The organism is Pseudomonas sp. EA_35y_Pfl2_R5, from assembly GCF_963970805.1.
GTDB lineage: Bacteria > Pseudomonadota > Gammaproteobacteria > Pseudomonadales > Pseudomonadaceae > Aquipseudomonas.
In genome coordinates, this window is record NZ_CAXAOW010000012.1 from 21,060 (window position 1) to 47,234 (window position 26,175).

Annotated in this window: 25 protein-coding genes and 1 tRNA gene; 15 read left to right on the forward strand and 11 right to left on the reverse strand. The window is 59.4% G+C overall.

What is annotated here, in order from left to right; genetic code table 11:
• Nucleotides 1-47: 47 nt before the first annotated feature.
• The 4 genes from queE to nadA all read left to right on the forward strand — a co-directional run bounded on the left by queE (nt 48) and on the right by nadA (nt 2,735).
• Nucleotides 48-695, forward strand: coding sequence for a 7-carboxy-7-deazaguanine synthase QueE (queE, locus tag AACX99_RS17435; RefSeq protein WP_339413691.1), 648 nt, complete (start codon nt 48-50; stop codon nt 693-695).
• Nucleotide 696: 1 nt separating this feature from the next.
• Complete coding sequence (queC, locus tag AACX99_RS17440) at nt 697-1,371, forward strand: 7-cyano-7-deazaguanine synthase QueC (RefSeq protein WP_339413692.1); 675 nt, start codon at nt 697-699, stop codon at nt 1,369-1,371.
• Nucleotides 1,372-1,428: 57 nt separating this feature from the next.
• A tRNA-Lys gene (locus tag AACX99_RS17445) sits at nt 1,429-1,504 on the forward strand.
• A gap of 172 nt (nt 1,505-1,676) precedes the next feature.
• A complete protein-coding gene (nadA, locus tag AACX99_RS17450; protein ID WP_339413693.1) occupies nt 1,677-2,735 on the forward strand; it encodes a quinolinate synthase NadA in 1,059 nt (352 codons plus the stop codon).
• A gap of 62 nt (nt 2,736-2,797) precedes the next feature.
• On the opposite strand, the gene AACX99_RS17455 is transcribed toward nadA, so the two are convergent.
• Both AACX99_RS17455 and AACX99_RS17460 read right to left on the reverse strand, forming a co-directional pair.
• Complete coding sequence (locus AACX99_RS17455; protein WP_339413694.1) at nt 2,798-3,208, reverse strand: PA2817 family protein; 411 nt, start codon at nt 3,206-3,208, stop codon at nt 2,798-2,800.
• A 70-nt stretch (nt 3,209-3,278) separates the two neighbouring features.
• Nucleotides 3,279-5,726 (reverse strand): acyl-CoA dehydrogenase, encoded by a 2,448-nt coding sequence (locus AACX99_RS17460; RefSeq protein ID WP_339413695.1) that lies wholly within the window; start codon nt 5,724-5,726, stop codon nt 3,279-3,281.
• 152 nt (nt 5,727-5,878) lie between these two features.
• On the opposite strand from AACX99_RS17460, the gene AACX99_RS17465 reads away from it, so the two are divergent.
• The 5 genes from AACX99_RS17465 to AACX99_RS17485 all read left to right on the forward strand — a co-directional run bounded on the left by AACX99_RS17465 (nt 5,879) and on the right by AACX99_RS17485 (nt 12,657).
• Entirely contained in the window at nt 5,879-6,535 is a 657-nt protein-coding gene (locus AACX99_RS17465; protein ID WP_339413786.1) for a transglutaminase-like domain-containing protein, read from the forward strand.
• A gap of 212 nt (nt 6,536-6,747) precedes the next feature.
• On the forward strand, nt 6,748-7,680 hold the full coding sequence (locus tag AACX99_RS17470) for an ABC transporter ATP-binding protein (protein WP_339413696.1): 933 nt from the start codon (nt 6,748-6,750) through the stop codon (nt 7,678-7,680).
• A gap of 11 nt (nt 7,681-7,691) precedes the next feature.
• Nucleotides 7,692-8,471 (forward strand): ABC transporter permease, encoded by a 780-nt coding sequence (locus tag AACX99_RS17475; protein WP_339413787.1) that lies wholly within the window; start codon nt 7,692-7,694, stop codon nt 8,469-8,471.
• Nucleotides 8,472-8,560: 89 nt separating this feature from the next.
• Nucleotides 8,561-9,592, forward strand: coding sequence for an efflux RND transporter periplasmic adaptor subunit (locus AACX99_RS17480; protein WP_339413697.1), 1,032 nt, complete (start codon nt 8,561-8,563; stop codon nt 9,590-9,592).
• Complete coding sequence (locus AACX99_RS17485; protein WP_339413698.1) at nt 9,589-12,657, forward strand: efflux RND transporter permease subunit; 3,069 nt, start codon at nt 9,589-9,591, stop codon at nt 12,655-12,657. The genes AACX99_RS17480 and AACX99_RS17485 overlap by 4 nt, the downstream gene beginning before the upstream one ends.
• Before the next feature lie 84 nt (nt 12,658-12,741).
• On the opposite strand, the gene AACX99_RS17490 is transcribed toward AACX99_RS17485, so the two are convergent.
• Nucleotides 12,742-13,749 carry an NADP-dependent oxidoreductase gene (locus AACX99_RS17490; protein ID WP_339413699.1) on the reverse strand — a complete coding sequence of 336 codons (1,008 nt, stop codon included), beginning with the start codon at nt 13,747-13,749 and terminating at the stop codon, nt 12,742-12,744.
• A gap of 224 nt (nt 13,750-13,973) precedes the next feature.
• Here AACX99_RS17490 and AACX99_RS17495 point away from each other — a divergent pair, with 224 nt between their 5' ends.
• The gene (locus AACX99_RS17495) at nt 13,974-14,735 is read left to right on the forward strand and encodes an SDR family oxidoreductase (protein ID WP_339413700.1); all 762 of its coding nucleotides are present in this window, start codon (nt 13,974-13,976) and stop codon (nt 14,733-14,735) included.
• 146 nt (nt 14,736-14,881) lie between these two features.
• Nucleotides 14,882-15,766 (forward strand): bile acid:sodium symporter family protein, encoded by an 885-nt coding sequence (locus AACX99_RS17500; RefSeq protein ID WP_339413701.1) that lies wholly within the window; start codon nt 14,882-14,884, stop codon nt 15,764-15,766.
• Between the two features lie 132 nt (nt 15,767-15,898).
• Here AACX99_RS17500 and cysB read toward each other — a convergent pair whose 3' ends face one another.
• From cysB to AACX99_RS17525, 5 genes are all read right to left on the reverse strand, one after another.
• Nucleotides 15,899-16,873: an HTH-type transcriptional regulator CysB gene (gene cysB, locus AACX99_RS17505; RefSeq protein WP_339413702.1), complete on the reverse strand. Its 975-nt coding sequence runs from the start codon at nt 16,871-16,873 to the stop codon at nt 15,899-15,901.
• Between the two features lie 113 nt (nt 16,874-16,986).
• Nucleotides 16,987-17,487 (reverse strand): universal stress protein, encoded by a 501-nt coding sequence (locus tag AACX99_RS17510; protein WP_339413703.1) that lies wholly within the window; start codon nt 17,485-17,487, stop codon nt 16,987-16,989.
• A 151-nt stretch (nt 17,488-17,638) separates the two neighbouring features.
• Complete coding sequence (locus tag AACX99_RS17515; protein WP_339413704.1) at nt 17,639-18,544, reverse strand: 5'-nucleotidase; 906 nt, start codon at nt 18,542-18,544, stop codon at nt 17,639-17,641.
• Between the two features lie 9 nt (nt 18,545-18,553).
• On the reverse strand, nt 18,554-19,501 hold the full coding sequence (locus AACX99_RS17520; protein WP_339413705.1) for a putative 2-dehydropantoate 2-reductase: 948 nt from the start codon (nt 19,499-19,501) through the stop codon (nt 18,554-18,556).
• The gene (locus tag AACX99_RS17525; protein WP_305591811.1) at nt 19,501-19,887 is read right to left on the reverse strand and encodes a thioredoxin; all 387 of its coding nucleotides are present in this window, start codon (nt 19,885-19,887) and stop codon (nt 19,501-19,503) included. The genes AACX99_RS17520 and AACX99_RS17525 overlap by 1 nt, the downstream gene beginning before the upstream one ends.
• On the opposite strand from AACX99_RS17525, the gene AACX99_RS17530 reads away from it, so the two are divergent.
• Both AACX99_RS17530 and AACX99_RS17535 read left to right on the forward strand, forming a co-directional pair.
• Nucleotides 19,886-20,305 (forward strand): PilZ domain-containing protein, encoded by a 420-nt coding sequence (locus AACX99_RS17530; RefSeq protein ID WP_339413706.1) that lies wholly within the window; start codon nt 19,886-19,888, stop codon nt 20,303-20,305. The two genes, AACX99_RS17525 and AACX99_RS17530, sit on opposite strands and share 2 nt — an antisense overlap.
• Nucleotides 20,306-20,486: 181 nt before the next feature.
• Nucleotides 20,487-21,563: a 3-deoxy-7-phosphoheptulonate synthase gene (locus AACX99_RS17535; protein ID WP_339413788.1), complete on the forward strand. Its 1,077-nt coding sequence runs from the start codon at nt 20,487-20,489 to the stop codon at nt 21,561-21,563.
• 192 nt (nt 21,564-21,755) lie between these two features.
• On the opposite strand, the gene AACX99_RS17540 is transcribed toward AACX99_RS17535, so the two are convergent.
• The 3 genes from AACX99_RS17540 to AACX99_RS17550 all read right to left on the reverse strand — a co-directional run bounded on the left by AACX99_RS17540 (nt 21,756) and on the right by AACX99_RS17550 (nt 24,167).
• A complete protein-coding gene (locus tag AACX99_RS17540) occupies nt 21,756-22,952 on the reverse strand; it encodes a benzoate/H(+) symporter BenE family transporter (RefSeq protein WP_339413707.1) in 1,197 nt (398 codons plus the stop codon).
• Nucleotides 22,953-23,564, reverse strand: a complete 612-nt coding sequence (locus AACX99_RS17545) for a LysE family translocator (RefSeq protein ID WP_339413708.1) — start codon at nt 23,562-23,564, stop codon at nt 22,953-22,955.
• Nucleotides 23,565-23,735: 171 nt separating this feature from the next.
• On the reverse strand, nt 23,736-24,167 hold the full coding sequence (locus AACX99_RS17550; protein ID WP_339413709.1) for a MarR family winged helix-turn-helix transcriptional regulator: 432 nt from the start codon (nt 24,165-24,167) through the stop codon (nt 23,736-23,738).
• A 97-nt stretch (nt 24,168-24,264) separates the two neighbouring features.
• On the opposite strand from AACX99_RS17550, the gene AACX99_RS17555 reads away from it, so the two are divergent.
• Both AACX99_RS17555 and AACX99_RS17560 read left to right on the forward strand, forming a co-directional pair.
• Complete coding sequence (locus AACX99_RS17555) at nt 24,265-25,422, forward strand: aminotransferase-like domain-containing protein (protein ID WP_339413710.1); 1,158 nt, start codon at nt 24,265-24,267, stop codon at nt 25,420-25,422.
• Between the two features lie 36 nt (nt 25,423-25,458).
• Entirely contained in the window at nt 25,459-26,061 is a 603-nt protein-coding gene (locus AACX99_RS17560; RefSeq protein ID WP_339413711.1) for a glutathione S-transferase family protein, read from the forward strand.
• Nucleotides 26,062-26,175: the final 114 nt, after the last annotated feature.

A 26,175-nucleotide genomic window follows, 5' to 3' on the forward strand; every position in this document is an offset into this window, starting at 1 on the left:
CGCAACGGAGGCGGACAGCCTGTTTAGCTGTCACGCCCGTGGCTGATATGCAAGATACCCTGCGCATTACCGAGATTTTCTACTCGCTGCAGGGCGAGACACGCACCGCCGGCTTGCCGACTGTGTTCGTTCGCCTGACCGGCTGTCCTTTGCGTTGCCAATACTGCGACACCGCCTACGCCTTCAGTGGCGGCGAGATCCAGTCGCTGGACGCCATCATCGAACAGATTGCCGGTTATAAGCCGCGTTATATCTGCGTGACCGGTGGTGAGCCGTTGGCTCAGCCCAACTGCATTGCTTTGCTCAAGCGTCTGTGTGACGCCGGCTATGAAGTGTCGCTGGAAACCAGTGGTGCGCTGGATGTGTCGGCGGTCGACCCGCGGGTAAGCAAGGTCCTCGACCTGAAGACTCCTGGCTCAGCTGAAGTGGCGCGTAACCGCTACGAGAATATCGATCTGCTGACGCCAAACGATCAGGTCAAGTTCGTGATCTGCTCCCGTGAGGACTACGACTGGGCGGTGAGCAAGCTGATTCAATACCGGCTGAACGAGCGCGTTAGCGAAGTGCTGATGTCGCCGAGTCACCATGAGCTGGATGCGCGCTCGCTGGCCGAGTGGATCATTGCCGACAACTTGCCAGTTCGCTTGCAGATGCAGCTGCACAAAATTCTCTGGAATGATGAGCCGGGACATTGATATGAGCGATAAGAAAGCGGTAATCCTGCTGTCGGGCGGTCTGGACTCGGCCACCGTGGTGGCGTTGGCCAAGGCCGATGGCTACAGCTGCTACACCATGAGTTTCGATTACGGTCAGCGCCATCGCTCCGAGTTGCAGGCAGCCGAACAGGTGGCACGGCAACTGAGAGTGGTCGAGCACAAGGTGATCGGCCTGAATCTCAATGGCATGGGTGGCTCGGCGTTGACCGACGATAGTATCGATGTGCCGGAAAGCCCGACCGAAGGCATCCCGGTGACCTACGTGCCAGCGCGCAACACGGTGTTTCTTTCCCTCGCGCTGGGTTGGGCTGAAGTGCTGGGTGCGCGGGATATTTTTATCGGCGTGAACGCGGTGGATTATTCCGGTTACCCGGATTGCCGTCCGGAGTTTATTGAAGCCTTTGAGCGTATGGCCAATCTGGCCACCAAGGCCGGTGTAGAAGGGCAGGGCTTCCGCATTCAGGCTCCGCTACAGGCCATGAGCAAGGCCGAGATCGTTCAGGCTGGAGTTCAGCAGGGCGTTGATTACGCGCTGACCATCTCCTGCTATCAGGCCGATGATCAGGGTCGCGCCTGCGGCAAATGCGATAGCTGCCGTCTGCGTGCTGCAGGTTTTGCTACTGCCGGGTTGGTAGATCCCACTCGTTATTTCTAAAAAATTTTCGCGAAGTGTTGAATTTCTGAATTAAATCAGTATCATGCGCCTCGCGTCGGGTCGTTAGCTCAGTTGGTAGAGCAGTTGGCTTTTAACCAATTGGTCGTAGGTTCGAATCCCACACGACCCACCATTTTTCCTTCCTCGGAAGGTCAAGAAAGCCTGAAAGTTCTGATTAGAGGAATTTTCGGGCTTTTTTGTATCTGTCACTTTTTACCGCCTTCGCGTGGTTGCAAGCTGCCTGCTCCAGTGCCATCCAGGCGGGTATACTCGCCGCACTGAAAGCATATTCAGAGCCTGATGACATGACCCAGATTTCCGAACGCCTGCTGGTGCAAGCCCACCTCGATGCCAAGCAGCCCAAGCCGCTGACGCCTGAGCAAGAGGCTTTTTACCGTGCTGAGATTGCTGCTGAGCTGAAAAAGCAGAACGCCGTACTGGTGGCGCACTATTACTGCGACCCGGTGCTGCAAGCCTTGGCCGAAGAAACTGGCGGCTGCGTTTCCGACTCGCTGGAAATGGCCCGCTTCGGCAATCAGCACCCGGCGCAAACGGTGCTGGTGGCTGGCGTCAAATTTATGGGCGAGACGGCGAAAATTCTCAATCCCGAAAAGCGCGTACTGATGCCGACACTTGAAGCGACCTGCTCGCTTGATCTGGGTTGTCCGGTGGACGAGTTTGCGGCGTTCTGCGATCAGCACCCGCAGCGCACGGTGGTGGTATACGCCAACACCTCGGCGGCGGTGAAGGCGCGCGCCGATTGGGTGGTGACCTCCAGTTGTGCGGTGGAAATTGTCGAGCACCTGATGGATAACGGTGAAAGCATTATCTGGGCGCCGGACCAGCATCTGGGGCGCTATATCCAGAACAAAACCGGCGCCGATATGCTGCTATGGGACGGTGCCTGCATCGTCCACGAGGAGTTCAAGGCCAAGCAGTTGGCAGACATGAAGGCGTTGTATCCGGATGCCGCCGTGCTGGTTCACCCCGAGTCCCCGACCGCCGTGATCGATCTGGCCGATGCAGTGGGCTCTACCAGCCAGCTGATCGCCGCTGCGCAGCGTTTGCCGAACAAGACCTTTATCGTCGCCACCGACGCCGGCATCTTCTACAAGATGCAGCAGCTGTGCCCGGACAAGGAGTTTGTCGCCGCCCCGACTGCCGGCAACGGCGCCGCTTGTCGTAGTTGTGCGCATTGCCCGTGGATGGCGATGAATACCTTGCAGCGTACTCTGGAGTGCCTGCGCGAGGGCAGTAATGAGATATTTGTCGACCCGGCATTGATCCCAAAAGCGATCAAACCGCTCAAGCGCATGCTCGACTTCACCCAGGCTGCGCGCTTAAAACTAAGCGGCAACGCTTAAGCGAGTTGCATAAAAAAGCCCGCCGGTTCTGCCGTGCGGGCTTTTGTGCATCTGGCAGCTGCTTAATGCGTGCCGCCTTGGGCGGGCATGGCCAGCAGCTGCTTTTCCTGGTTCCAATCGAAGGGCTCGTCGTTCTCTTCGGCGTAAAAGCGGCGTTCTTCGAGGGTCTGGTACATCTCGATTTCTTCGTCGGGCATAAAGTGCAGGCAGTCGCCGCCAAAGAACCACAGCAAGTCGCGCGGCACTAGGTGGGCGATTTGCGGATAACGCTGGAAGATCTGGCTGATCAGGTCTTGGCCCAGGTAGAGGCTGGCTTCCGGATCGCTCGGCAGGTCGCTCAGCAATTCGTCGTAGCGCTCCAGGTACATGGCGTGGCTGTCATCGAGAATCTGCTCTGCTTCGCCTAACGCTACCAGAATGGTGCGCAGGTGCTGCAGCAGGGCGAGGTGATGGTCGACGTGGGTGTTGGCCATGGGGCAATCCTGTAGGTAAAACGGGCGCGCAATTATAAGGCTCGCGTCGCCCGCTGTCCTGTTTGCCTGCTTAGCGGACCTTGCCGGTGCTGAGGGCTAACTCCTCCTTGGCAAAGTCATCGACATCAATCACCACACGCCGCGCCGCTTCGGCCTGATTCAGGCTGTGCGCTTCATCGGTACTGAGTACACCTGCGGCCAGTGCGGAATCAATCAGGCTTTGCCCAGGTAGTTCCTGTACCTGACCAGCTTTGACGGCCTTGTGCAGTTTTTTCTGCAGGCCTTGTACGTCGTGCAGCAGGTTCATCGCATATTGCAGGGCACCCACCGAATCTTGTTCGGCGTGCGGGCGATAGCAGCCTTCGAGCAACTCCTCCAGCGCCGGGTCGCCACTGTTGCGGCCGATAATGCCAGCCACTTCGGCGTCCAGTTCATCACTTGGGCCCTTGTGGCGGCGACCCAGTGGTAATACCAGCAGGCGCAGGGCGCAGCCGAGCAGTTTGTTGGGGAAGTTACTGAGCAGCTCTTCCAAAGCCTGTTCGGCCTTGCCCAGGCTTTCTTCTACGGCCCAGCACAGCATGGGTTGCGAGTGTTCTGGGTAGCCAAGGTCGTGGTAGCGCTTGAGCGCAGCGGAGGCCAGATAAAGATGGCTGAGCACATCACCCAGGCGCGCTGATAAACGCTCGCGACGTTTCAGTTCGCCGCCAAGCAGCATCATGCTGGTATCAGCAAGCAGGGCGAAGGCTGCTGCCAGGCGGTTGAGCGCGCGGAAGTAGGGGCGGCTGATACGGTCGCCCGGCACCTGACCGAAGACGCCAAAGCCGAGACTGAGCAGCAGGCTGCTGGCGGCATTGCTCACGGCAAAGCCGATATGTTGCAGCAGCAGTTCATCGAACTCCTGCAACGCCTGGTCTTGGTCTTCGCGTGCCGCCAGAGCCATTTCCTTGAGCACATAGGGGTGGCAGCGGATCGCACCTTGGCCAAAGATCATCAGGTTGCGTGAGAGGATATTGGCCCCCTCCACGGTGATAAAGATCGGCGCGCCCTGCCAGGAGCGGGCCAGGTAGTTGTTGGGGCCCATCACGATGCCCTTGCCGCCGTGCACGTCCATGGCGTGGCTGATGCATTCGCGGCCGCGCTCGGTCAGGTGGTACTTGAGAATGGCCGAGAGCACCGAGGGTTTCTCGCCCAGGTCCACCGCATTGGCGGTGAGAATGCGCGCGCTGTCCATCAGCCAGGCGTTGCCGCCGATGCGCGCCAGGGCTTCCTGAATGCCTTCGAAGGCGGACAGCGGTACGTTGAACTGCTCGCGAATCTGGCTGTACTGGCCGGTGGTCAGGCTGGTGAACTTGGCCGCGCCCGTGCCGACTGCTGGTAGGGAGATGGAGCGTCCCACGGACAGGCAGTTCATCAGCATCATCCAGCCCTTGCCGAGCATCTCCTGACCGCCAATCAGGTAATCCAGCGGGATAAACACATCCTTGCCTGAGTTCGGGCCGTTCATAAAGGCGGCGCCAAGTGGTAGGTGGCGACGGCCGATCTCGACGCCGGGCGTTTCTGTGGGCACCAGGGCCAGGCTGATACCAAGGTCTTCCTCTTCACCCAAAAGGTGTTCAGGGTCGTAGGCCTTGAAGGCCAGGCCGAGCAGGGTGGCGACTGGGCCAAGGGTGATATAGCGTTTTTCCCAGTTCAGGCGTAGGCCGATGACTTCCTCGCCTTGCCACTGACCCTTGCAGATGATTCCGGTGTCCGGCATGGCGCCGGCGTCAGAGCCGGCCAGTGGGCCGGTGAGGGCGAAGCAGGGGATGTCTTCACCGCGCGCCAGGCGCGGCAGGTAATGGTCGCGCTGGGACTCGGTGCCGTAGTGCAACAGCAGTTCGGCCGGGCCTAGAGAGTTGGGCACCATAACGGTGGAGGCCAGATCGCCGGAGCGGGTGGCCAGCTTCATCGCGACCTGGGAGTGGGCGTAGGCGGAAAAACCCTTACCGCCGTATTGCTTGGGGATGATCAGAGCGAAGAAACCGTGATTCTTGATATGTGTCCAGGCCTCGGCGGGCAGGTCCATTTGCTGGCCGATCTGCCAGTCACTGACCATGGCGCAGAGTTCTTCGGTCGGGCCGTCGATAAACGCCTGTTCTTCCTCGCTCAGTTGCGCCTTGGGGTAGGCCAGTAGAGTGTCCCAGTCTGGGCGGCCGCTGAACAATTCACCATCCCACCATACGGTGCCAGCTTCGATGGCGTCGCGTTCGGTGGCCGACATCGGCGGCAATACGCGCTTAAACCAGCTAAATAGCGGTGCAGTGAACAGGTTGCGGCGTTGTTGCGGCAGCAGCAGTGGTAGGGCCACGGCTAACAGTAACAGCCAGAGCACGAGCATCAGCCAGGTAGGGGCGTGACTGAAAACACCCATCAGAATCAGAAAGCCAGCCACTATGCCCAAGGCGGGCAGGGGAGCGGTACGCCGGTGGGCAAGAAAGGCCGTGCCAAACAGCAGGGCGAGTAACCAGAGAGCGAGCATGCAGAATCCTCCATGATGACAATGCGTTTGTAAGCACCATCATGAGCGTAGTCGCCATTGATGGCGACAAGAGCGGTGAGCTTGGCCGAATCGTCGTGACATTGGCCGGACTCCCGTCGTTAGACTGGTTTCTCAATCGTGGAGAAACCCTGATGCGTGAATACCTTGAGCCCGGCCGCTTCATCGATAGTGACCATCCAGCGCTGGTTGAGTTCGCAGAAAGGTTTCGCGGGGGCAGCCCTGAGCCGCGAGAACAGGCCGTCAATTTATACTACGCGGTGCGTGACGAGATTCGCTACAACCCCTACGTATTCAGCCGTGACGCCGAAACGCTGAAAGCCAGCCACGCGTTGCAGGCGGGCGAGAGTTACTGCGTGCCCAAGGCCACCTTGCTTGCCGCCTGTGCCCGGTATTGCGGTATACCCGCGCGGATCGGTCTGGCCGATGTCCGCAACCACCTGGCTACCCCACGTCTACTGGCCATGCTGCGCAGTGAAGTGTTCGCCATGCATGGCTACACCGAGTTGTTCCTTGATGGCCGCTGGGTCAAGGCCACGCCGGCGTTCAACCTGGCGCTGTGCCGGGTATTCAAGGTGGCGCCGCTGGAGTTTGATGGCCTGAGCGACAGCGTATTCCATCCGTTCAATCAGCAGGGCGAGCGCTATATGGAGTACCTGCATGACCACGGCCAGTTTGCCGATGTGCCCGAGCAGCTGTTCTTCGGCCATTTAGCCGCCTGTTACCCGCATTTGTTTGCCGAGGATGCGCTATCGATCAGTGGCGACTTTGCCGCTGAGATCAATCCCTGATTGATGTATCGACAGGGCTGATAAGCACCATCGGGAACTGCCGGGTTTAATCTGCGCCTGGCGCTGGTAGGCTGCTGCCCAGCCCTGGGGCGGCAGTTTTGCGCAAAGATTCTGTGGTAGAGAGGTTCCAGGCGCTAGACTTGGGCCACTTCGCGCTGCGTGTTGCAGCCCCTTACAAATTTATTTTTATCTGATCAGGTGTGCGCATTTTTATGAGTACTGCTTTGTCCATTCGCCAGTTGACCAAAACTTATGGCAACGGCTTCCAGGCGCTGCACGGCATCGACCTGGATGTAGCTGAAGGCGATTTCTTCGCCTTGCTCGGCCCCAACGGTGCCGGTAAATCCACCACCATTGGCATTCTTTCGACCCTGGTGACCAAGAGCAGCGGCACGGTCAATGTGTTTGGTCATGATCTGGATAAGCAGCCATCGGCGCTCAAGCGTTGCCTGGGCGTGGTGCCGCAGGAGTTCAACTTCAACCAGTTCGAGAAAGCCTTCGATATCGTCGTGACCCAGGCCGGTTATTACGGTATCCCGGCAAAAATCGCCAAGGAACGCGCTGAGCAGTACCTCAACCAGCTCGGCCTGTGGGGCAAACATGATGTGCCGTCGCGCGAATTGTCCGGCGGCATGAAACGTCGCCTGATGATCGCTCGCGCGCTGGTGCATCAGCCGCGTTTGTTGATTCTTGATGAGCCGACTGCCGGGGTTGATATCGAATTGCGCCGCTCAATGTGGAGCTTTCTCACCGAGCTGAATCAGCAGGGCATCACCATTATCCTGACTACTCACTACCTCGAAGAAGCCGAACAGCTGTGCCGCAATATCGGCATCATCGATCACGGCCGTATCGTCGAAAACACCAGTATGAAGACGCTGTTGAAGACTCTGCATGTGGAGACCTTCCTGCTCGACCTCAAGGAGTCGCTGTTGGTGCCGCCGCAACTGATCGGCTACCCGGCGCAACTGCTCGACCATCACACCCTGGAGGTGCAGGTCGACAAGAGCCAGGGCATCACCGAGCTGTTCCACCAGTTGGCCCGGCAGAATATCGAGGTGCTCAGCTTGCGCAATAAAACCAATCGCCTGGAGGAGCTTTTCGTTTCCCTGGTCGAGAAGAACCTGGCCAAGGAGGCGGTATGAGCACGGCTTATCTGAACAGCGAATTTGCCGCCAACATGGTGGCCCTGCGCACCATCGTTTACCGCGAAATCCGCCGCTTTACCCGCATCTGGCCGCAAACCCTGCTGCCGCCGGCGATCACCATGGTTCTGTACTTTGTGATCTTCGGCAATCTGATCGGCCGGCAAATAGGCGACATGGGCGGCTTCACCTATATGGAGTACATCGTGCCGGGCCTGATCATGATGTCGGTGATCACCAACTCCTACGGCAACGTGGTGTCGAGCTTCTTCGGCAGCAAGTTTCAGCGCTCCATCGAGGAGTTGATGGTGTCGCCGGTGTCGCCGCATATCATCCTCACCGGTTACGTGATCGGTGGCGTGCTGCGCGGTCTGGCGGTGGGGTTTATCGTCACCTTGCTGTCGCTGTTCTTCACTCACTTGCAGGTTCATCACCTCGGTGTGACGGTGCTGGTGGTGCTGCTGACGGCGACCATCTTCTCACTCGGTGGCTTTATCAACGCCGTGTATGCGCGCAATTTCGACGATATTTCGATCATTCCGACCTTTGTGCTGACGCCTTTGACCTACCTGGGCGGGGTGTTCTACTCGATTACTCTACTGCCGCCGTTCTGGCAGACGGTGTCGCTGGCCAACCCGGTGCTGCATATGGTCAACGCTTTCCGTTACGGCATTCTCGGGGTGTCTGATATCCGCATTGGCGTGGCCATTGGTTTTATGCTGGTTGCCACCGCTGTGTTGTATGGCGTGTGTATTCGTCTGCTGGTTAGCGGCCGTGGTATGCGCCAATAGTCAGTGCTAATACCGGGAAACAGTTTTCACGGCTGATGCGTACGGCTCGGCCGTTAGACTTAGCCTCTACAAAGAATTAGGGGTTGTATATGTTTGCCCGCGCACCTGCTTTTCTCGGTACGGTCTTTTTGCTGTGCTCGCTTGGTAGTGTGCAAGCGCACGCCAATGAAGGGCCGCTGGTCGAGGTGGTCAAGGCCGAACGAAGCCTGGTGCGCGATGAGCTGGTGACTTTCGGTTCGCTACGCCCCGACGAGTCGGTGATGATCCGCCCGGAAATCGCCGGGCGAGTGGCGCAGCTGCATTTTCGCGAAGGCCAGCGCGTCGAAGCGGGTGCGCTGCTGGTTAGTCTGGATGATTCCATTACTCGTGCCGAATTTGCCCAGGCGCAGGCCAACCTGAACCTCGCGGAAAAGAATTTTCAGCGCGCGCAGATGCTGTTCAAGCGTGGTGCCAGCAATGCTCAGGCGCTGGATGAAGCCAGTGCGCAGCAGCAGGCCTCGCGTGCCAGCCTGGCCTTGTCCCAGGCGCGCTTGGACAAGACCCGCATTCTCGCCCCCTACGACGGTGTGCTGGGGCTGCGTCAGGTCAGCCCTGGCGATTACCTCAGCGAGGGCCAAGACATCGTCAATCTGGAAGTGCTCGATCCGCTCAAGGTGGATTTCCGCATTCCACAAAAAGCCGTCAGTCAGATCCATCTCAAGCAGATTATTGAAATCAGCCTGGATGCCTATCCCGGCGAGCGCTTCACCGGCGAGATTTTCGCCATCAACCCGCGCCTGGACGAAGCCGGGCGCAGCCAGGCGATTCGTGCGCATATCAGCAACAGCGATGGCCGTTTGAGCCCGGGGCAATTTGTGCGGGTGTCGGTCATTCTCGCCGAGCGGCCGAATGCCCTGGTGCTTCCAGAGGAAGCCATCATGCCGGTAGGCGAGCAGCTGCTGGTCAACCTGGTGATCGATGGCAAGGTCGAGTTGCGCGAGGTCAAACTGGGTAAGCGCATGGCCGGCAAGGTTGAGGTAATTGAAGGTCTGCAGGGTGATGAGACGCTGATCAGCGCCGGCTGGCAGAAGGTCCGTGCAGGCGCACCTGTGCGCACCAAGGTGGTGGAGCAAGCACCATGACCCTGTCGGATATCTGCATCCGTCGGCCGGTGTTTGCCACTGTTCTATCGTTGATTGTGCTGCTGCTCGGCTTGATGGCCTATGACCGGCTGGCTGTGCGCGAATATCCGAATATCGACGTGCCGATTGTCACGGTCAACGTCACCTACCCGGGCGCGAGTCCGGAGATCATGGAGTCCCAGGTCGCCCAGCCGATCGAGGATGTGCTTTCGGGTATTGAAGGCCTGGATTTCGTCAGCTCCATCAGTCGTTCGGAAAACACCCAGATCACCGCGCAGTTCCGCCTGGGCAGCAACTCCGATGAGGCTGCCAACGATGTACGCGACCGTTTGGGTCGAGTGCGCGGCCTGCTGCCCGATGAAATCAGCGAACCCATCGTGCAGAAGGTCGAGGCCGATGCCCAGCCGGTGATCTGGCTGGCTTTCTACAGCGAGCGCTACAGCGCCATGGAGATCACCGATGTGCTGGAACGGGTGGTCAAGGATCGCCTGCAGACCATTCCCGGCGTCTCCGAAGTGCAGATTCGCGGCGCGCGCACCTTTGCCATGCGCATCTGGCTGGACCCGGAGAAGCTCGCCGCGCACAACCTCACCGTGCAGGACGTGGAAGACGCCCTGCGTCGGCAGAACGTGGAAATCCCGGCTGGGCGTATCGAATCGCAGCAGCGCGAATTCACCGTGCTCTCGGAAACCGATATGAACACCCCGGAGCAGTTCAATCAGCTGATCCTCGATGACTCGCGCGGTTATCTGCTGCGCCTGGCGGATGTCGGTTACGCCGAAATCGGCGCTGCGGATGAGCGCAGCATCGTCCGTTACAAGGGCCAGCCGGCCGTGTCGATGGGCATGATCAAACAGGCCACCGCCAACCCGCTGGACATCTCCGATGGCCTGGCGGCGGCTTTGCCGGATGTGCGTGCGCTGCTGCCCGAAGGCATGCAGATGGCGGTGGCCAACGACAACTCGCTGTTTATCCGCGAGTCAATCGACAACGTGTTTGTCACTATCTGGGAAGCGGTGGGGCTGGTCATCCTGATCATCTTTATCTTCCTGCGCTCGCTGCGCGCCACCCTCATTCCGTTGGTGACCATCCCGGTGTCGCTGATCGGCGCCTTTGCCTTGATGAGCCTGATGGGCTTCACCATCAACACCCTGACGCTGCTGGCCATGGTGCTGGCGATCGGTCTGGTGGTGGACGATGCCATCGTGATGCTGGAGAACATCCACCGGCATATCGAGGAGGGCATGCAGCCGCTGCAGGCGGCGCTCAAGGGTAGCCGCGAGATTGCCTTTGCGGTGATCGCCATGACCCTGACCCTGGCTGCCGTATTTGCCCCTATCGGCTTTATGCAGGGCACCACGGGCAAGCTGTTTACCGAGTTCGCCTGGACCCTGGCCGGCGCGGTGCTGGTGTCGGGTTTTGTTGCCCTGACGCTGACACCGATGATGTGCGCACTGTTACTCAAGCCGCATCAGGCCGGCGAGCGGCATAACCGGGTATACAACCTGATCGAGGATTTCCTCAACGGTCTGACCTACAGCTACAAGCACCTGCTAGCCAAGGCGCTGAGCGCTTGGGTGCTGGTGCTCGGCGTGCTGTTGCTCACGGTGGCGGCCTGCGTGCTGCTGTTCTCCGGGCTTAAGTCCGAGCTGGCGCCCACCGAGGACACCGGCACCATTATTGGTGTGTTCAACGGCCCGGATGGGGCCACCATCAACTACACCGGGCGTTATGCCCGTGAGATCGAAGCGGCTTACGCCAGCATTGCGGAAACCAACCGCTATATGGTCATCGCCGGTTTCCCGACGGTGGCGCAGGGCATTTCCTTTATGAAGCTCGAGGACTGGGCCGACCGTTCGCGCAGCCAGTTCGAGATTCGCAACGAGTTACTGCCCAAACTGCAGGATATCGCCGGGGTGCGGGCCTTCCCGGTCAACCGGCCGCCGCTTGGACAAAGCGCGCGTAACCAGCCGGTGAATTTTGTGATTCGCTCGTCTATGGAGTACAGCGAGCTGCAGGGTTATGTCGACGAGTTGCTCAACGCGCTGCGCGATTATCCGGGCCTGGAAAGTCTGGACAGCGATCTCAAGCTCAATGCGCCGCAGCTGAAAGTTGCGGTCAACCGCGAGCAGGCCGTAGCGGTGGGCACCGATGTGGCAACCATTGGCAGGAGTCTGGAAAGCCTGTTCGGCAGCCGTCAGGTGACGCGCTTCAAGCAGAACGGCGAGCAGTACGACGTGCTGGTGCAGTTGCAGGGCGTGGACCGCAGCAATCCGCAGGATCTCGATCGGGTCTATGTCCGCGGCCGCGATGAGCGCATGGTGCAGCTGTCCAACCTGATCGAAGTGCGCGAGACCGTAGCGCCGCGCGAGCTCAACCACTTCAACCAGCTGCGTGCGGTGACGGTAAGTGCCAACGTCGGCAGCGGCTACACCCTGGGAGAAGCCCTGGCGCATCTGGAAAATACCGCGCGAACGGTGTTCCCGGCCGAGACCCAGTACGACTACACCGGCACCTCGCGGGACTTCAAGGAGTCCAGCGCCGGCATTGCGCTGATCTTCGCCCTGGCTCTGGCGTTTATCTTCCTGGTGCTGGCGGCGCAGTTCGAGAGCTTTACCGATCCGTTGATCATCCTGTTCAGCGTGCCGCTGTCGATGGCTGGGGCCTTACTGGCGCTGACGTTATTCGGCGGCACCTTGAATATCTACTCGCAGATCGGTCTGGTGACCCTGATCGGTCTGATCACCAAGCACGGTATTCTGATCGTCGAGTTCGCCAACGTGCTGTTACGTCAGGGCCATGAGCTGCGCGGTGCGGTGATCGAGGCGTCGGTGCAGCGCCTGCGGCCGATACTGATGACCACCGGGGCGATGGTGCTGGGTTCCTTGCCACTGGCGATTGCCACGGGTGCGGGTGCAGAAAGCCGTCAGCAGATCGGCATGGTGATTGTTGGCGGCCTGTTGGTCGGCACCTTCTTCACCCTGTTTGTGATCCCGACCCTGTATATGCTGCTGCGCCGCTGGCGGCCGATAAAGCAGGAAATGCCTGAGGCAGTGGCCGCCTGACACGTGTAGGAGCGGGCCATGCCCGCGAAATAGCCGGATCGCGGGCATGGCCTGGGCGTCCCCACCGCTCCTACGGTAGGTGTATCAGTCGACTTTCAGTACCAGCTTGCCGAAGTTCTCGCCGCTGAATAGTTTCAGCAGAGTTTCCGGGAAGGTCTGCAGTCCGCTGACGATATCTTCCTTGGATTTCAGCTTGCCGCTGGCCAGCCAGCCGCCCATCTCTTGAGCGGCTTCGGCAAAGCGCGGGGCGTAGGTCATCACCACCATACCTTCCATGCGCGCGCTGTTGACCAGCAGGTTGAGGTAGTTGGCTGGGCCTTTGACGGCCTGCTTGTTGTTGTACTGGCTGATCGCGCCGCAGATGATTACCCGTGCCTTGAAGGCCAGGCGGGTCAGCACGGCATCGAGAATGTCGCCACCGACGTTGTCGAAATACACGTTCACGCCCTTCGGGCATTCGCGCTTGAGACCGGCGATCACGTCTTCGTTCTTGTAATCGATGGTGCCATCGAAGCCCAGCTCATCAATCAGAAATTTGCACTTGTCCGCGCCGCCGGCGATACCGACCACACGACAACCCTTGAGCTTGGCGATCTGCCCGGCAATGCTGCCCACTGCACCGGCCGCACCGGAAATCACCACGGTTTCACCGGCTTGCGGCGCGCCGACATCGAGCAGGGCGAAGTAGGCGGTCATCCCGGTCATACCCAGAGCGGACAGGTACAGCGGCAGCGGCGCGCGCTTGGGATCGACCTTGTAGAAGCCTTTGGGCTCGCCGAGGAAGTAATCCTGCACGCCGAGCGCGCCGTTTACATGGTCACCCACGGCGAAGTCCGGGTGCTGTGAAGCCACCACTTCGCCGACGCCAAGGGCGCGCATCACTTCGCCAATGCCGACCGGCGGGATATAGGATTTGGCATCGTTCATCCAGCCGCGCATGGCCGGGTCCAGTGACAGGTAGGCGTTCTTTACCAGGATCTGCCCTGGGCCGGGTTCGCCGACGCTGGTTTCTACGTAGCTGAAAGTCTCACGGCTGGGCAGGCCGACCGGGCGTTGGGCAAGCAGGAACTGACGATTGAGTGGGGCAGTCATGGCGGGTACTCACTGAACGGAAAGACTGTTGATAGCCCTTAGCAGCGTAATCAGCAAGATTTGCCTGTGGGACGAATGGTGACTAATCCATCCGAATGATCGTTGACCTGGGGTGTTAATCACTCGTTTGGATGAAGCCATCACCAGCAGTTTGATAGTGCTGCCTTGGGACTGGGGAGCTGATTAGACTCAGCGCAGTTTCTAATTCTTGCGAGGACACGCAGATGAGCTTGAGCTTTTCCGGCCGGGTTGCCCTGGTCACCGGTGGTGCAGCGGGTATTGGTCGTGCCACGGCACTGGCGTTCGCCAACGAAGGCCTGCAAGTGGTGGTGTCCGACGTTGATGTGGCGAGCGGCGAAACAACTGCCGCGCTGATCCGTGAAGCCGGTGGCGACGCGCTATTTGTGCGCTGCGACGTAACGCGCGACGCCGAGGTCAAGGTGCTGATGGAGCGCACACTGGGCGCCTATGGCCGTCTGGACTATGCCTTCAACAATGCCGGCATCGAGATCGAGAAGGGCAAGCTGGCCGAAGGTACTGAGGCCGAGTACGACGCCATCATGGGCGTCAACGTCAAAGGCGTTTGGCTGTGCATGAAGCACCAGATCCCGCTGCTGCTGGCGCAGGGCGGCGGCGCGATCGTCAACACCGCATCGGTTGCCGGCCTTGGCGCTGCGCCGAAGATGAGTATCTATGCCGCGTCCAAGCATGCGGTGATCGGTCTGACCAAATCCGCTGCCGTCGAATATGCGAAGAAGAAAGTGCGGGTCAATGCGGTGTGCCCGGCGGTGATTGATACCGACATGTTCCGCCGCGCCTATGAAGCCGATCCGAAGAAGGGCGAGTTCGCCGCCGCCATGCACCCGGTCGGGCGTATCGGCAAGGTCGAGGAAATCGCTACCGCAGTGCTTTACCTGTGCTGTGATAATGCGGCCTTCACCACCGGCCAAGCGCTCGCTGTGGATGGCGGCGCCACAGCGATCTGATTTCCTTCAGTAATAAAAAAAGCGCTCATATGGGCGCTTTTTTTATTCCTCGCCATTTCTTTCACACGATTGGCCACTAAAGTCACTGCAGTGTTCTACGCCGCTGTTCAAGATCGTCCTGCGCTTTGATCAAGGAGTAAAAAGCCGTGACTGCTGATCCGTTATTGACCCTGTTCCTGCCCATTGCCCTGGGCATCATCATGCTCGGCCTGGGCCTTTCGCTGACCCTGGCGGATTTTGCCCGGGTAGTGAAATTTCCCAAGCCGGTACTGATCGGCCTGAGCTGCCAACTATTGCTGCTGCCCGTGGTGTGTTTCTTTCTGGCCAAAGCCTTTGGCCTGGCCCCGGCGCTGGCTGTTGGCCTGATGCTCTTGGCCGCTTCGCCTGGCGGCACCACGGCCAATCTCTACAGTCACTTGGCCCATGGTGATGTGGCGCTGAATATCACCCTGACGGCGGTCAATTCGGTGATTGCGGTGCTGACCATGCCGCTGATCGTCAACCTGTCGCTGGCCTACTTTATGGAAGGCGATCAGGCCTTGCCGTTGCAGTTCACCAAGGTGGTGCAGGTGTTTGTCATCGTGCTTGGTCCGGTGGCCATCGGTATCTGGATACGCAGTCGTTTTCCAGGTTTTGCCTCACGGATGGAAAAGCCGGTGAAGATCATCTCCGCACTGTTTCTGCTGATTATTATCGTCCTGGCGGTGGTCAAGGATTGGCAGACCTTTGTCGATTACGCACCGCTGGTGGGCGGCGCGGCGCTGGCCTTCAACCTGATCAGCCTGGCGGTGGGTTACTGGGTGCCGCGCCTGTGCAATCTGAGCCTGCGCCAGTCGATTGCCATCGGCATGGAAATTGGCATCCACAACGGCACCCTGGCGATTGCCCTGGCGCTCAGCCCGATGTTGCTGAACAACGCGACCATGTCCATCCCGGCGGCGATCTACAGCATCATCATGTTCTTTACCGCCGCGGCCTTTGGCTGGTGGGTGAACTTCGCCCATGGCAAAGAGCTAAAGGCGACCGAATAGGAATGTCCGAGCATAAAAATGACCGGGAGTCATTTTTAACATCGCGTAGCGATGGCCAGTAGGACGGCCGCCATGGATGGCAGACATAAAAAGCCCGTCACTTGGACGGGCTTTTTATGTCTGCTGGTTGGATCAGTGCAGCGGCAGTTCCACGCCTTCGAACAGCTCTTCCAGCTCGATCTTGCTGTGGCATTGCACGGCTTTGGCCATCATGTCGCGGGTCAGGTGCGGGGCGAACTTCTCGATAAAGTCGCACATAAAGCCGCGCAGGAAGGTGCCGCGGCGGAAGCCGATCTTGGTCACGCTGGCTTCGAACAGCTCGCCGGCATCCAGCACCACCAGGTCCGGGTCGAGTTTGGGGTCGACCGCCATCTTGGCCACGATGCCCACGCCCAGACCCAGGCGCACATAGGTCTTGATCACGTCGGCGTCGGCGGCGGTAAACACCACTTTCGGCGTCAGGCCGCGGTGGCTGAAGGCCTCGTCGAGTTTTGAGCGGCCGGTAAAGCCGAATACGTAGGTGACGATGGCGTATTCGGCCAGGGCTTCCAGGGTCAGCTTCGGCAGCTTGGTCAGCGGGTGGCCCTGAGGCACGACTACGCAGCGGTTCCAGCGGTAGCAGGGCATCATGATCAGGTCGTTGAACAGCTCCAGTCCTTCGGTGGCGATGGCGAAGTCGACAGTGCCGTCTGCGGCCATTTCGGCGATCTGCATCGGCGTGCCCTGGTGCATGTGCAGGGCTACGTCCGGGTATTGCTTGATAAAGGCGCTGATCACCGGCGGCAGGGCATAGCGCGCCTGGGTGTGGGTGGTGGCGATGGACAGGGTGCCTTTCTTCTCGTTGGAGAATTCCTGGGCGATCTGCTTGATGCTTTCGACCTTGCGCAGGATTTCCCCGGCGGTGTTGATGATGCGCTCGCCAGCCGGGGTGATACGGGTCAGGTGCTTACCGCTGCGGGCGAATACTTCAACCCCCAGTTCGTCTTCAAGTAGGCGGATCTGTTTGCTGATGCCAGGCTGCGAGGTGTAGAGGCTTTGAGCCGTGGCAGAGACGTTGAGGTCGTGATGCGCGACTTCCCAGATGTAGCGCAATTGCTGAAGCTTCATAAAAGTCCCTCAAAGCAAAAAGACAGCCGTTCAAGTTACCGGCGTTTTATATAACCATAATGATGATTGAAGCATTAAATCTAGACCAAAAATAGAAACGTGCTGTGCTTGTTTTAAAGATCACCACGGCTGCGATGCTGCAGCATTGGCACCAGGTACACCGGCACTTCGGACAATTGCACAAGCCGTGAGGCGGTGCGCCCCAGGGGTATGTCCATATCTGTGCCGTGGCTATGGCTACCTAGGACCAGTAAATCCACGCCGAGTTGCTGCGCTTCATCGAGTATCACCAGCGGTGGATCGCCCTGTACCACGCGTACCGCCTTAATTAGTTCCAGATCATGCAGGGCTTCGCCTATTTCATCGCGAAAGCCTTCCAGCACTCGCTGCTCGATACTCGACATCACCGTGCTCAGGCCGTTGGTGCGTAAATCCTTGAGTCGCTCTTCATCCAGGTAGGTCTGCAATACCGACTCGGCAAACAGGCCCATGGGCTCCACTGCGTGCACAACATATAAGCTGGCATTGAATGAGCGGGTCAGTGCTAGGGCATGCTGCAAGATGTAGGGGGCGTAAAGGCCTAGATCAGTGGCATAGAGAATTGAGCGAATCATGCGGCCTCCTTGACTGCCTGACTGGCGGGCCTGATCTGAGCTTAGCAGCGCCATTGATAAGTCAAAGAAAGCCGAAAATCTGAGGACGAATGGTTATATAGCGGGTGACGAAGTGTGAGGGGGAGAGGGCGGTGAGGGCCCTCGCGCGGGGTTAGATCTGCGGTTCGTTGCTGATGCCGTGTGGCACATGACCGGTGGGCACGACTTTGTTGGCTTTTTCGCAGTGGCCGGTCTGATCGTCGAAGAATACGTCGGCGCCGAAGGTTTCCAGAATTGCGGCTTTTTCCAGGCCGCCGAGGAAGAACGACTCATCCAGGCGGATATGCCATTCGCGCAGTGTGCGAATCACCCGCTCATGGGCCGGCGCCGAGCGAGCGGTGACCAGCGCTGTGCGAATCGGGCATTGTTCTTCGGGAAACTCCTGCTGCAGCTGGTGCAGGGCCGCGAGGAACGGCTTGAACGGGCCGCCGCCGAGCAGTTCGCGGGCTGACTGGCGCTCGTGGCTCTGGAAGGCTTCCAGGCCGGCCTGCTGGTAGACCCGCTCGGACTCATCGGAGAACAGTACGGCATCACCGTCGAAGGCGATGCGCAGCTCATTGCTCGCCGCCCGCCGTGCACCGCCGGAGAGAATGGTCGCCGCTCCGAAGCCGGCGCGCAGCGCACTGCGCACATCTTCGGCGTGGGTGGAGAGAAACAGGTGGCAGCCGAATGCAGCCAGATAAGGATCGGGGCTGCGCCCGCCAACAAAGGCCGCACGGGAAATACCCAGGCCGTAGTGCTGGATTGAGTTGAACGCGCGCAAGCCGGTGTCGGCGCTGTTGCGCGAAACCAGTATCACCTCGACCCGCTGCTGCTTGAGGGCGCTATTCAGCGCCAGCAGCTTCTCTACCAGGGGAAAGGCATCACCTGGAGGGAGTATCTCGTCCTCATGCTCGATCTGGTATTGGCGATAGGCCTCGACGCCCTGGCTTTCATAGATCTGGTGGCTGTCGCGCAGGTCGAACAGCGCCCGCGAGGAGATCGCCAGTACCAGTTTGTCGCCTAATCCCTTGCTCATGGCTGTGTCCTATTGCGCGCGTTGTTCGAGGAAACGCAGAGTCTGATAAAGCATTTCTGTGCGCGGCATGGCGCAGCCGGCCTGGGCCGCAGCGGCTAATGGCGCGGCGTAGATGGCGTGCAGTTCCAGCGGGCGCTGCAGGGCATAGTCGTGGTACATGCTGGGCAGATAATCCGGCATGCGGTCGGTGGCCGCTAGCAGCTTGCCGGCAAAGCCTGCGGGTAACTGATAGCCACAGGCGCCGGCGGCATCCACCACTTCCTGCATGATCGCTTCAATCAGCGCGCGGCTGTCAGCGTTGCCCATCAGAGCCGTGGTGGCGCTGTTCAGCAGTACGGCCAGGCCATTGTAGGGCACGTTCCATACCAGCTTCTGCCAGCGCGCCTGATTCAGCTCAGCCATGGCGGTGGAGTCCAGCCCCGCTGCCTGGAACAGGGCGCTGCCTTGTTCGAGGATCTGCTGACGGCTCTCGGCACCATTAGCCGGACCTGAGTGATAACCCAGGTTGACGTTGCCCAGAGCCTGATGTTCGACCACCCCCGGCGCGCTGCGGTGGGCGCAGATGTAGCAAAGGCCGCCGAGCAGGTGCAGCGAGTCCGGTAGCAACGGGCGCAGTTCGTCTTCCACCGCCAGGCCGTTCTGCATCAGCACCACCTTGGCGCCGGGTGCCGCAGCTTGGCTGATCAGTGGGGCCAATTCGATGTTGCTGGTGGTCTTGGCACCGATCAGCAACCAGTCGCACGGCGGCATATCGGCAACCGACTGGTAGGCCTGCACCGGTTGCAGATGCAGAGTGCCGTGCAGGGCGCTATTGACCTGCAGGCCCTGGCTGGCGACTGCGGCGAATTCGCTGCGCAGCAGAAAGTGCACATCAAAGCCGGCACGGGCCAGCATCAGGCCATAAAAACCGCCAATTGCGCCGGAGCCGATAATGCCGATACGGGGTGCTGCATTCATCAGGGTAATTCCTCTGCGGGGCGCGACAGGGCAGTGTCCAGCGCCTGAGTAAGTTCGGCAGCTTGCAGACGGCTCTGCAAGGCGCCATAAAAATGACCATCGCGTATCACGAATAACGCGGGCAGATGAAATACCTCATAACGCGTCACTAAACCGCCACTGTTGGCCGCGTCGACCCAGGCAAGGCGCTGTATCGGCAGGGGCAAATTAGGCAGCTCACGCCGCGCCCAACGGCAACTGGCACAACCTATGCTGGTAAATATCAGCAGTGAAGTGCCAGGTAAGTCGAGTAGATGGCGATCTGCGTCTAAATCGGTCAGTTCCAGTTCAGTCACTATACTGGCCAGCGTGGTATCAAATTGATGGCATCCGAGGTAGTCATAGATGCGTCACTTTCTGCGTCATCCCAGTGATATGCCGGTTGAATTAGTGCTGCGCAAACAGGCATTTGTACCCAAAGAGCGGCTCAACAATATCAGCCTCGGTGGTGTGGCTTGCAACTCCAACCGCGCTTTTCGCCGTGGTACCGCCATCGAATTGCGTATCCCGCTATTCGGCGAGCATGCGCGTTATCCGGGCTTGGTGGCCTGGTGCCGCAAGCAGGAGGGCAATTACCTGGTGGGTATCGCCTTTGTCGATGAGGACACGCTGTTTCGCGCGCGCATGGTCGAGCAGATCTGCCAGATTGAGCATTATCGTCACCAGCGTGAGCAGGAACTGGGCTGCAGCCTACCAGTCGAGGTAGTGGCGCAGGAATGGATCAGCCAGCATGCCGCCGAGTTCTCCCGCGCCAGCCTGAATTAGCGCCCTAATCCTGCGAATCCTCCCATCGGCGCGGCTTAAGCCGCCAAGCCCATTGTCGAGCCAGGCCTATACGCGCTAAGGTTCGGCTTCCCCGCTGTGCTCATATTGCTGTGCTCCGCCACACGGGGATCGCTGGCGGCCGGCACCCGTGACCTGATGACTCTGACTGATGAATAGCACGATGGCTGATTTACCGATTGATGACCTGAACGTTGCCTCCAACGACACCCTGATAACCCCGGCACAGCTCAAGCGTGAAATTCCGCTGACCGAAGCTGCGTTGCGTACGGTCGCCAGTGGTCGTGAGGTAATCCGCAATATTCTCGATGGCAAGGATCATCGCCTGTTCGTGGTGGTTGGGCCGTGCTCGATCCACGATATCAAGGCCGCTCACGAGTATGCCGAGCGCCTCAAAGCGCTGGCTGCCGAGGTCTCGGACAGTCTGTATCTGGTTATGCGGGTGTATTTTGAGAAGCCGCGTACCACCGTCGGCTGGAAAGGCCTGATCAACGATCCATTTATGGATGACTCGTTCAAGATTCAGGATGGCCTGCATATTGGTCGCCAGTTGCTGCGTGATCTGGCTGAAATGGGCCTGCCGACTGCCACCGAAGCCCTTGACCCGATCTCCCCGCAGTACCTGCAGGACCTGATCAGCTGGTCGGCCATCGGCGCACGCACCACCGAATCGCAAACCCACCGTGAAATGGCCTCCGGTCTGTCCTCCGCTGTGGGCTTCAAGAACGGCACCGACGGCGGCCTGACGGTGGCAATCAACGCCCTGCAGTCGGTATCCAGCCCGCACCGTTTCCTCGGTATCAACCAGGAAGGTGGCGTGTCCATCGTTACCACCAAGGGCAATGCCTACGGTCATGTGGTGCTGCGCGGTGGTAACGGCAAGCCGAACTACGATTCGGTCAGTGTTGCCGTTTGTGAGCAAGAACTGACAAAAGCCGGCATACGCCCGAACATCATGGTCGACTGCAGCCACGCCAACTCCAACAAGGACCCGGCTCTGCAACCCCTGGTAATGGACAACGTGGCCAACCAGATTCTGGAAGGCAACCAGTCCATCGTCGGCCTGATGGTGGAGAGCCACCTGGGCTGGGGCGCGCAGTCGATTCCTAAGGACTTGAGCCAGCTCAAGTATGGCGTGTCGATCACCGATGCCTGCATTGATTGGGAAAGCACCGAGAAAACCCTGCGCGGTATGCACGCCAAGCTCAAAGATGTGCTGCCTAAGCGTCAGCGCGGCTGATTTCCTAGGCTGTAACAAAAACGGGCTTATGCGTAATGCATAAGCCCGTTTTTTATGACCTGCCATCCATGGCGGTCACCCTTCGGGCCGTCGCTTCGCGACGTTAAAAATCGTTCCAGACGATTTTTTATTGCCTGCAGTCCAGTTAGCCCGCAGTTCGTAGGATGGGTTGAGCGCAGCGATACCCATCACTCAAGCGTCTTGCTTGCCCCAATTAAGAATCGCCAGGGTCAGCAGCCCCGCAACAATCCCCCAGAACGCCGAGCCTACCGTAAACAGGGTCATGCCCGATGCGGTGACCAAAAAGGTGATCAGCGCCGCTTCACGTTCTTTCGGCTCGCTCATGGCTTGGGTCAGGCCGCCGATGATCGAGGCGAATAGCGCAAGCGCCGCAATGGACAGGATCAGCGCTTTTGGCAGAGCGGCAAATAGCGCGGCTAGGGTGGCACCGAAAATCCCGGCAATGCCGTAGAACACCCCGCACCAGATGGCGGCGGTGTAGCGTTTTTTCGGGTCTTCGTGGGCTTCCGGTCCGGCGCAGATTGCTGCGCTGATGGCAGCCATATGGATGCCGTGGCTGCCAAACGGGGCCAGCAGCATCGAAGTCAGTCCGGTTGTGCTCAACAATGGACTGGCCGGCACGTCGTAACCATTGGCACGCAGCACTGCCATGCCCGGCAGGTTTTGCGAGGCCATGGCGACGATAAACAGCGGGATGCCGATGCTGATGACCGCCGCCAGGGAGAAGCTCGGGGTGGTCCATTCCGGCACCGCCAGTTGTAACTCGAAATGCTCAAAGTTGAGCAGGCCGAAAATCCCAGCTAACACGCTGCCGACGATCAAGGCAGCGAGCACTGCATAACGCGGCAGCAGGCGTTTACCCAATAAGTAGGCGAGCAGCATGGCCACCACCAGTAGCGGCTGTTGCTCGGCGGCCACGCAGATTTCCAGGCCGATCTTGAACAGCACGCCAGCCAGCAGGGCCGCCGCAATCGAGCCGGGAATGCGGCGCATCACACGGTCGAAGGTGCCGGTCAGACCGATCAGCACAATCAGCCCCGAAGCGAAGATATAGGCACCAATTGCCTCGCTGTAGGGCACGCCAGGCAGGCTGGTGATCAGCAGGGCTGCGCCGGGGGTGGACCAGGCGATCATGATTGGCGCGCGGTAGCGCAGCGACAGGCCGATGCAGCAGATCGCCATGCCAATCGATAGCGACCAGATCCATGAAGAAATCTGCCCGTTAGTCAGCCCGGCGGCCTGGCCGGCCTGGAACATCAGCACCAGCGAGCTGGTATAGCCGGTAAGCATGGCGATAAACCCGGCGACGACTGCCGAGGTTGAGGTGTCGGCCAGCGGTCGTAGGCGGGCTTGCGGCAGGTCGTGCATCTAGAGCAATCCCGTGTCGGTGAAAATGGGGTACAGCGAAGCTACCAGCAGCAGAGCCATACCGATATTGAACACGCGCAAACGACGTGCATCCTGCAGCCAGTTGCGCAACAGGCTACCGACGACGGTCCAGACACTCATGGTCGGGCAATTGACCAAGGCAAACAGCGCTGAAATCAGCAGTACATTGGTCACGAAATTGTCTTGCGGCGTATAGGTGGTGATAGCACCGATCGCCATGATCCAAGCCTTCGGATTGATCCACTGGAAGGCGGCGGCTTGCAGAAAACTGAAAGGTTTTCCGCTGGCAGAGGCTTGGCTGCTAGGCGCGCCGGCATTGGCGATCTTCCAGGCCAGGTACAGCAGGTAGGCAGCCCCGACATAGCGCAGCACGGTATAGAGCAGTGGCACTTGTTCGAACAACTGGCCGAGCCCCAGGCCGACCGATAGCACCAATAGCATCAGTCCCAGGCTGATACCCAGCATGTGCGGCAGGGTTCGACGAAGGCCGAAATTTGCCCCCGAGGCGAGCAGCATGGTGTTGTTCGGCCCCGGCGTCACTGAGGTGACAAAGGCGAAAGCGATAAAGGCTATTAACAGCTCGGCGGTCATGGCAGCGGCACTCGTGGATGATGCTGCTCAGCCTAAGGGGCACGGGGCGGGGCGTCGCGGTACAGCGAGGCGGGCAATGGACGTAACAGTTTTAAAGTGTTCTTGGAAAAGACCAATACAGTTTCTCTGAGATAACAGTACAGTCGGCTCTAATGGTCGGTCGAGAGCGCTTCAGCGCCCAGCCAGTGCCTGGTTGACCATGAGCCAGCCCTGTACTGCGTCGTCACCCACTTCACCGAAGGCCCGCTGCAGCAGCTTGGCCTGCTCACGGCGCAGTGCCTGTTCCAGCTTGGCACCTTCGGCGGTGAAGCCGAGCAGGCGTTTGCGCTTGTCGTCTTCGGCGGTAAGGCTTTGCACCAGATCCATTTCCAGCAACTGCCGCAGCGGGGTGTTCAACGCCTGCTTGCTCACGCCCAGGTAAGCGAGCAGCTCTTTCATGTTCAAGCCGGGGTATTTGGCGATAAAGAACAGGATGCGGTGATGCACCCGCGACAGGCCGCGGCGCGCCAGTATCTCATCGGCCTTGGCGGTAAAGGCCTGGTAGCCAAAGAAGAAGGCTTCCATGGCAGTTTGCTGAGTGGCCGGGTTTTTTAGGTCAGGCATATTGACGTATCCGTATGGGGCGTCGTAGCTTCTGTTAAACAGAGCTTTGGTCAAACAGTTTGACCTATTTTTATTTGCCTTTGCTACCGGTGTATCCATGGCCTTCTCCGAACGTGTTGCCCGCCTGAAAAGCTCCCTGATCCGTGAAATCCTAGCCGCGGCGCAGCGTCCGGAAGTCATGTCCTTCGCCGGTGGCTTGCCCGCTGAACCGATGCTGCCAAAGGTTGAGTGGGCTGAAATGCCCGCGAGCATGGGGCAATACGGCATGAGTGAAGGTGAGCCGGCGCTGCGTGAGGCGATTGCCGCCGAAGCTCGTGCCCTCGGCGTATCCTGCGAGGCCAGCCAGGTGTTGATCGTCAGCGGCTCGCAGCAGACCCTCGACTTGGCCAGCAAGCTGTTTATCGACCCGGGTACCGAAGTGCTGCTCGAAGCGCCGACCTACCTCGCCGCGCTGCAAGCCTTTCAGCTGTTCGGTGCCGATTGCATCGCCGTACCGCAGGAGTCCGATGGCCCGCAGATCGACGCGCTGCGTGAGCGTCTGGAAAATCACAAGCCGGCCTTCGCTTACCTGATTCCAACCTTTCAAAATCCCTCGGCTGTGCGCTACAGCGAAGCCAAGCGTGACGCCGTGGCGGCGCTGCTGGATGAGTTTGGCGTGACCCTGATCGAAGACGAGCCCTACCGCGAGCTGGTATTCGACGCCGGCAGCGCCACGCCTATCGTCAGCCGCCTACAGAAGGCCAGCTGGATCTACACCGGCACCGTGTCGAAAACCCTTTTGCCGGGTCTGCGCGTCGGCTATCTGATCGCCACACCGGACCTGTTCCCCTACCTGCTACGCCTCAAGCAGTCGGCGGATCTGCACACCAATCGCATTGGCCAATGGCAGGCGCTGCAATGGCTGGGCAGCGAGAAATACCGCGGCCACCTAGCCGAGCTGCGCGATTTTTATCGCATCCGCCGCGATGCCATGCAGGCGGTGTTGGAAGAGCATTTCAGCGATCTGGCCAACTGGCAGGTTCCCCAGGGCGGGCTGTTCTTCTGGTTGACGCTCAAACAGCCGCTGGACACTCGTACGCTGCTGGCGCCGGCGCTGGCGCAGAACGTGGCGTTTATGCCGGGTGAGCCGTTCTTTATCGACCCGGACGCCAACCCTGGGCATTTGCGGCTTAACTTCAGCCACGTCGCACCTGAGCGCTTGAATGAAGGACTCAAGCGTCTGGCCGAAGTGATTCGTCAGGCGCAAGCAAGCTAGCTGAGCGGTTTCAGACACATTTGGGAGGAGGGTGATATGTACAAGGTCTATGGCGATTACCGCTCGGGCAACTGCTACAAGATCAAGCTGATGCTGCACCTGCTGGATCAGCCCTACGAATGGATAGCGGTCGATATCCTTAAGGGCGAGACCCAGAGCGAAGCGTTTCTGGCTAAGAACCCCAATGGCAAGATCCCGGTACTGGAGCTGGAAGACGGCACCTGCCTGTGGGAGTCCAATGCCATCCTCAACTTCCTCGCCGATAGCAGTGAGTTTTTGCCGACTGAGCCACGACTGCGCACCCAAGTGCTGCAATGGCAGTTCTTCGAGCAGTACAGCCATGAGCCTTATGTGGCGGTGGCGCGCTTTATTCAGCTGTATCAGGGTCTGCCAGAGGCTAGGCGCAGCGAGTACGAGGAGTGCCATGCGCGCGGTTACAAGGCGCTCAAGGTGATGGAGAAACAGCTACAGCGCACGTCTTACTTGGTGGGCGAAGAGTTCTCGATTGCCGATATCGCCTTGTATGCCTACACCCATGTGGCGGACGAAGGCGGCTTCGACCTGAGCCCGTACCCGGCCGTCCGTACTTGGCTGGAGCGGGTTGCCAGCCATCCGCGTTATGTCGGCATGCTCGACTAACAGCTCAGCGGGTTGGATAAGCGGTGAGAGGCTCTGCATTTTCTCACCGCTCAGTCGCCGGCTCGCAGTAAAAAGCACTTATCATTCAAAGATCTATCTCCAGGCTGGATCGCG

What these genes read in the sequence shown, in the direction of transcription:
- queC (WP_339413692.1), top strand. Translation starts at nt 697, where the DNA reads ATGAGCGATAAGAAAGCGGTAATCCTGCTGTCGGGCGGTCTGGACTCG.
- AACX99_RS17510 (WP_339413703.1), bottom strand. Translation starts at nt 17,487, where the DNA reads ATGATTCGCTCAATTCTCTATGCCACTGATCTAGGCCTTTACGCCCCC.
- AACX99_RS17470 (WP_339413696.1), top strand. Translation starts at nt 6,748, where the DNA reads ATGAGTACTGCTTTGTCCATTCGCCAGTTGACCAAAACTTATGGCAAC.
- AACX99_RS17535 (WP_339413788.1), top strand. Translation starts at nt 20,487, where the DNA reads ATGGCTGATTTACCGATTGATGACCTGAACGTTGCCTCCAACGACACC.
- AACX99_RS17490 (WP_339413699.1), bottom strand. Translation starts at nt 13,749, where the DNA reads ATGACTGCCCCACTCAATCGTCAGTTCCTGCTTGCCCAACGCCCGGTC.
- AACX99_RS17515 (WP_339413704.1), bottom strand. Translation starts at nt 18,544, where the DNA reads ATGAGCAAGGGATTAGGCGACAAACTGGTACTGGCGATCTCCTCGCGG.
- AACX99_RS17530 (WP_339413706.1), top strand. Translation starts at nt 19,886, where the DNA reads ATGCGTCACTTTCTGCGTCATCCCAGTGATATGCCGGTTGAATTAGTG.
- queE (WP_339413691.1), top strand. Translation starts at nt 48, where the DNA reads ATGCAAGATACCCTGCGCATTACCGAGATTTTCTACTCGCTGCAGGGC.
- AACX99_RS17560 (WP_339413711.1), top strand. Translation starts at nt 25,459, where the DNA reads ATGTACAAGGTCTATGGCGATTACCGCTCGGGCAACTGCTACAAGATC.
- AACX99_RS17545 (WP_339413708.1), bottom strand. Translation starts at nt 23,564, where the DNA reads ATGACCGCCGAGCTGTTAATAGCCTTTATCGCTTTCGCCTTTGTCACC.
- AACX99_RS17480 (WP_339413697.1), top strand. Translation starts at nt 8,561, where the DNA reads ATGTTTGCCCGCGCACCTGCTTTTCTCGGTACGGTCTTTTTGCTGTGC.
- AACX99_RS17495 (WP_339413700.1), top strand. Translation starts at nt 13,974, where the DNA reads ATGAGCTTGAGCTTTTCCGGCCGGGTTGCCCTGGTCACCGGTGGTGCA.
- AACX99_RS17520 (WP_339413705.1), bottom strand. Translation starts at nt 19,501, where the DNA reads ATGAATGCAGCACCCCGTATCGGCATTATCGGCTCCGGCGCAATTGGC.
- AACX99_RS17540 (WP_339413707.1), bottom strand. Translation starts at nt 22,952, where the DNA reads ATGCACGACCTGCCGCAAGCCCGCCTACGACCGCTGGCCGACACCTCA.
- AACX99_RS17455 (WP_339413694.1), bottom strand. Translation starts at nt 3,208, where the DNA reads ATGGCCAACACCCACGTCGACCATCACCTCGCCCTGCTGCAGCACCTG.
- AACX99_RS17465 (WP_339413786.1), top strand. Translation starts at nt 5,879, where the DNA reads ATGCGTGAATACCTTGAGCCCGGCCGCTTCATCGATAGTGACCATCCA.
- cysB (WP_339413702.1), bottom strand. Translation starts at nt 16,873, where the DNA reads ATGAAGCTTCAGCAATTGCGCTACATCTGGGAAGTCGCGCATCACGAC.
- nadA (WP_339413693.1), top strand. Translation starts at nt 1,677, where the DNA reads ATGACCCAGATTTCCGAACGCCTGCTGGTGCAAGCCCACCTCGATGCC.
- AACX99_RS17555 (WP_339413710.1), top strand. Translation starts at nt 24,265, where the DNA reads ATGGCCTTCTCCGAACGTGTTGCCCGCCTGAAAAGCTCCCTGATCCGT.
- AACX99_RS17460 (WP_339413695.1), bottom strand. Translation starts at nt 5,726, where the DNA reads ATGCTCGCTCTCTGGTTACTCGCCCTGCTGTTTGGCACGGCCTTTCTT.
- AACX99_RS17485 (WP_339413698.1), top strand. Translation starts at nt 9,589, where the DNA reads ATGACCCTGTCGGATATCTGCATCCGTCGGCCGGTGTTTGCCACTGTT.
- AACX99_RS17550 (WP_339413709.1), bottom strand. Translation starts at nt 24,167, where the DNA reads ATGCCTGACCTAAAAAACCCGGCCACTCAGCAAACTGCCATGGAAGCC.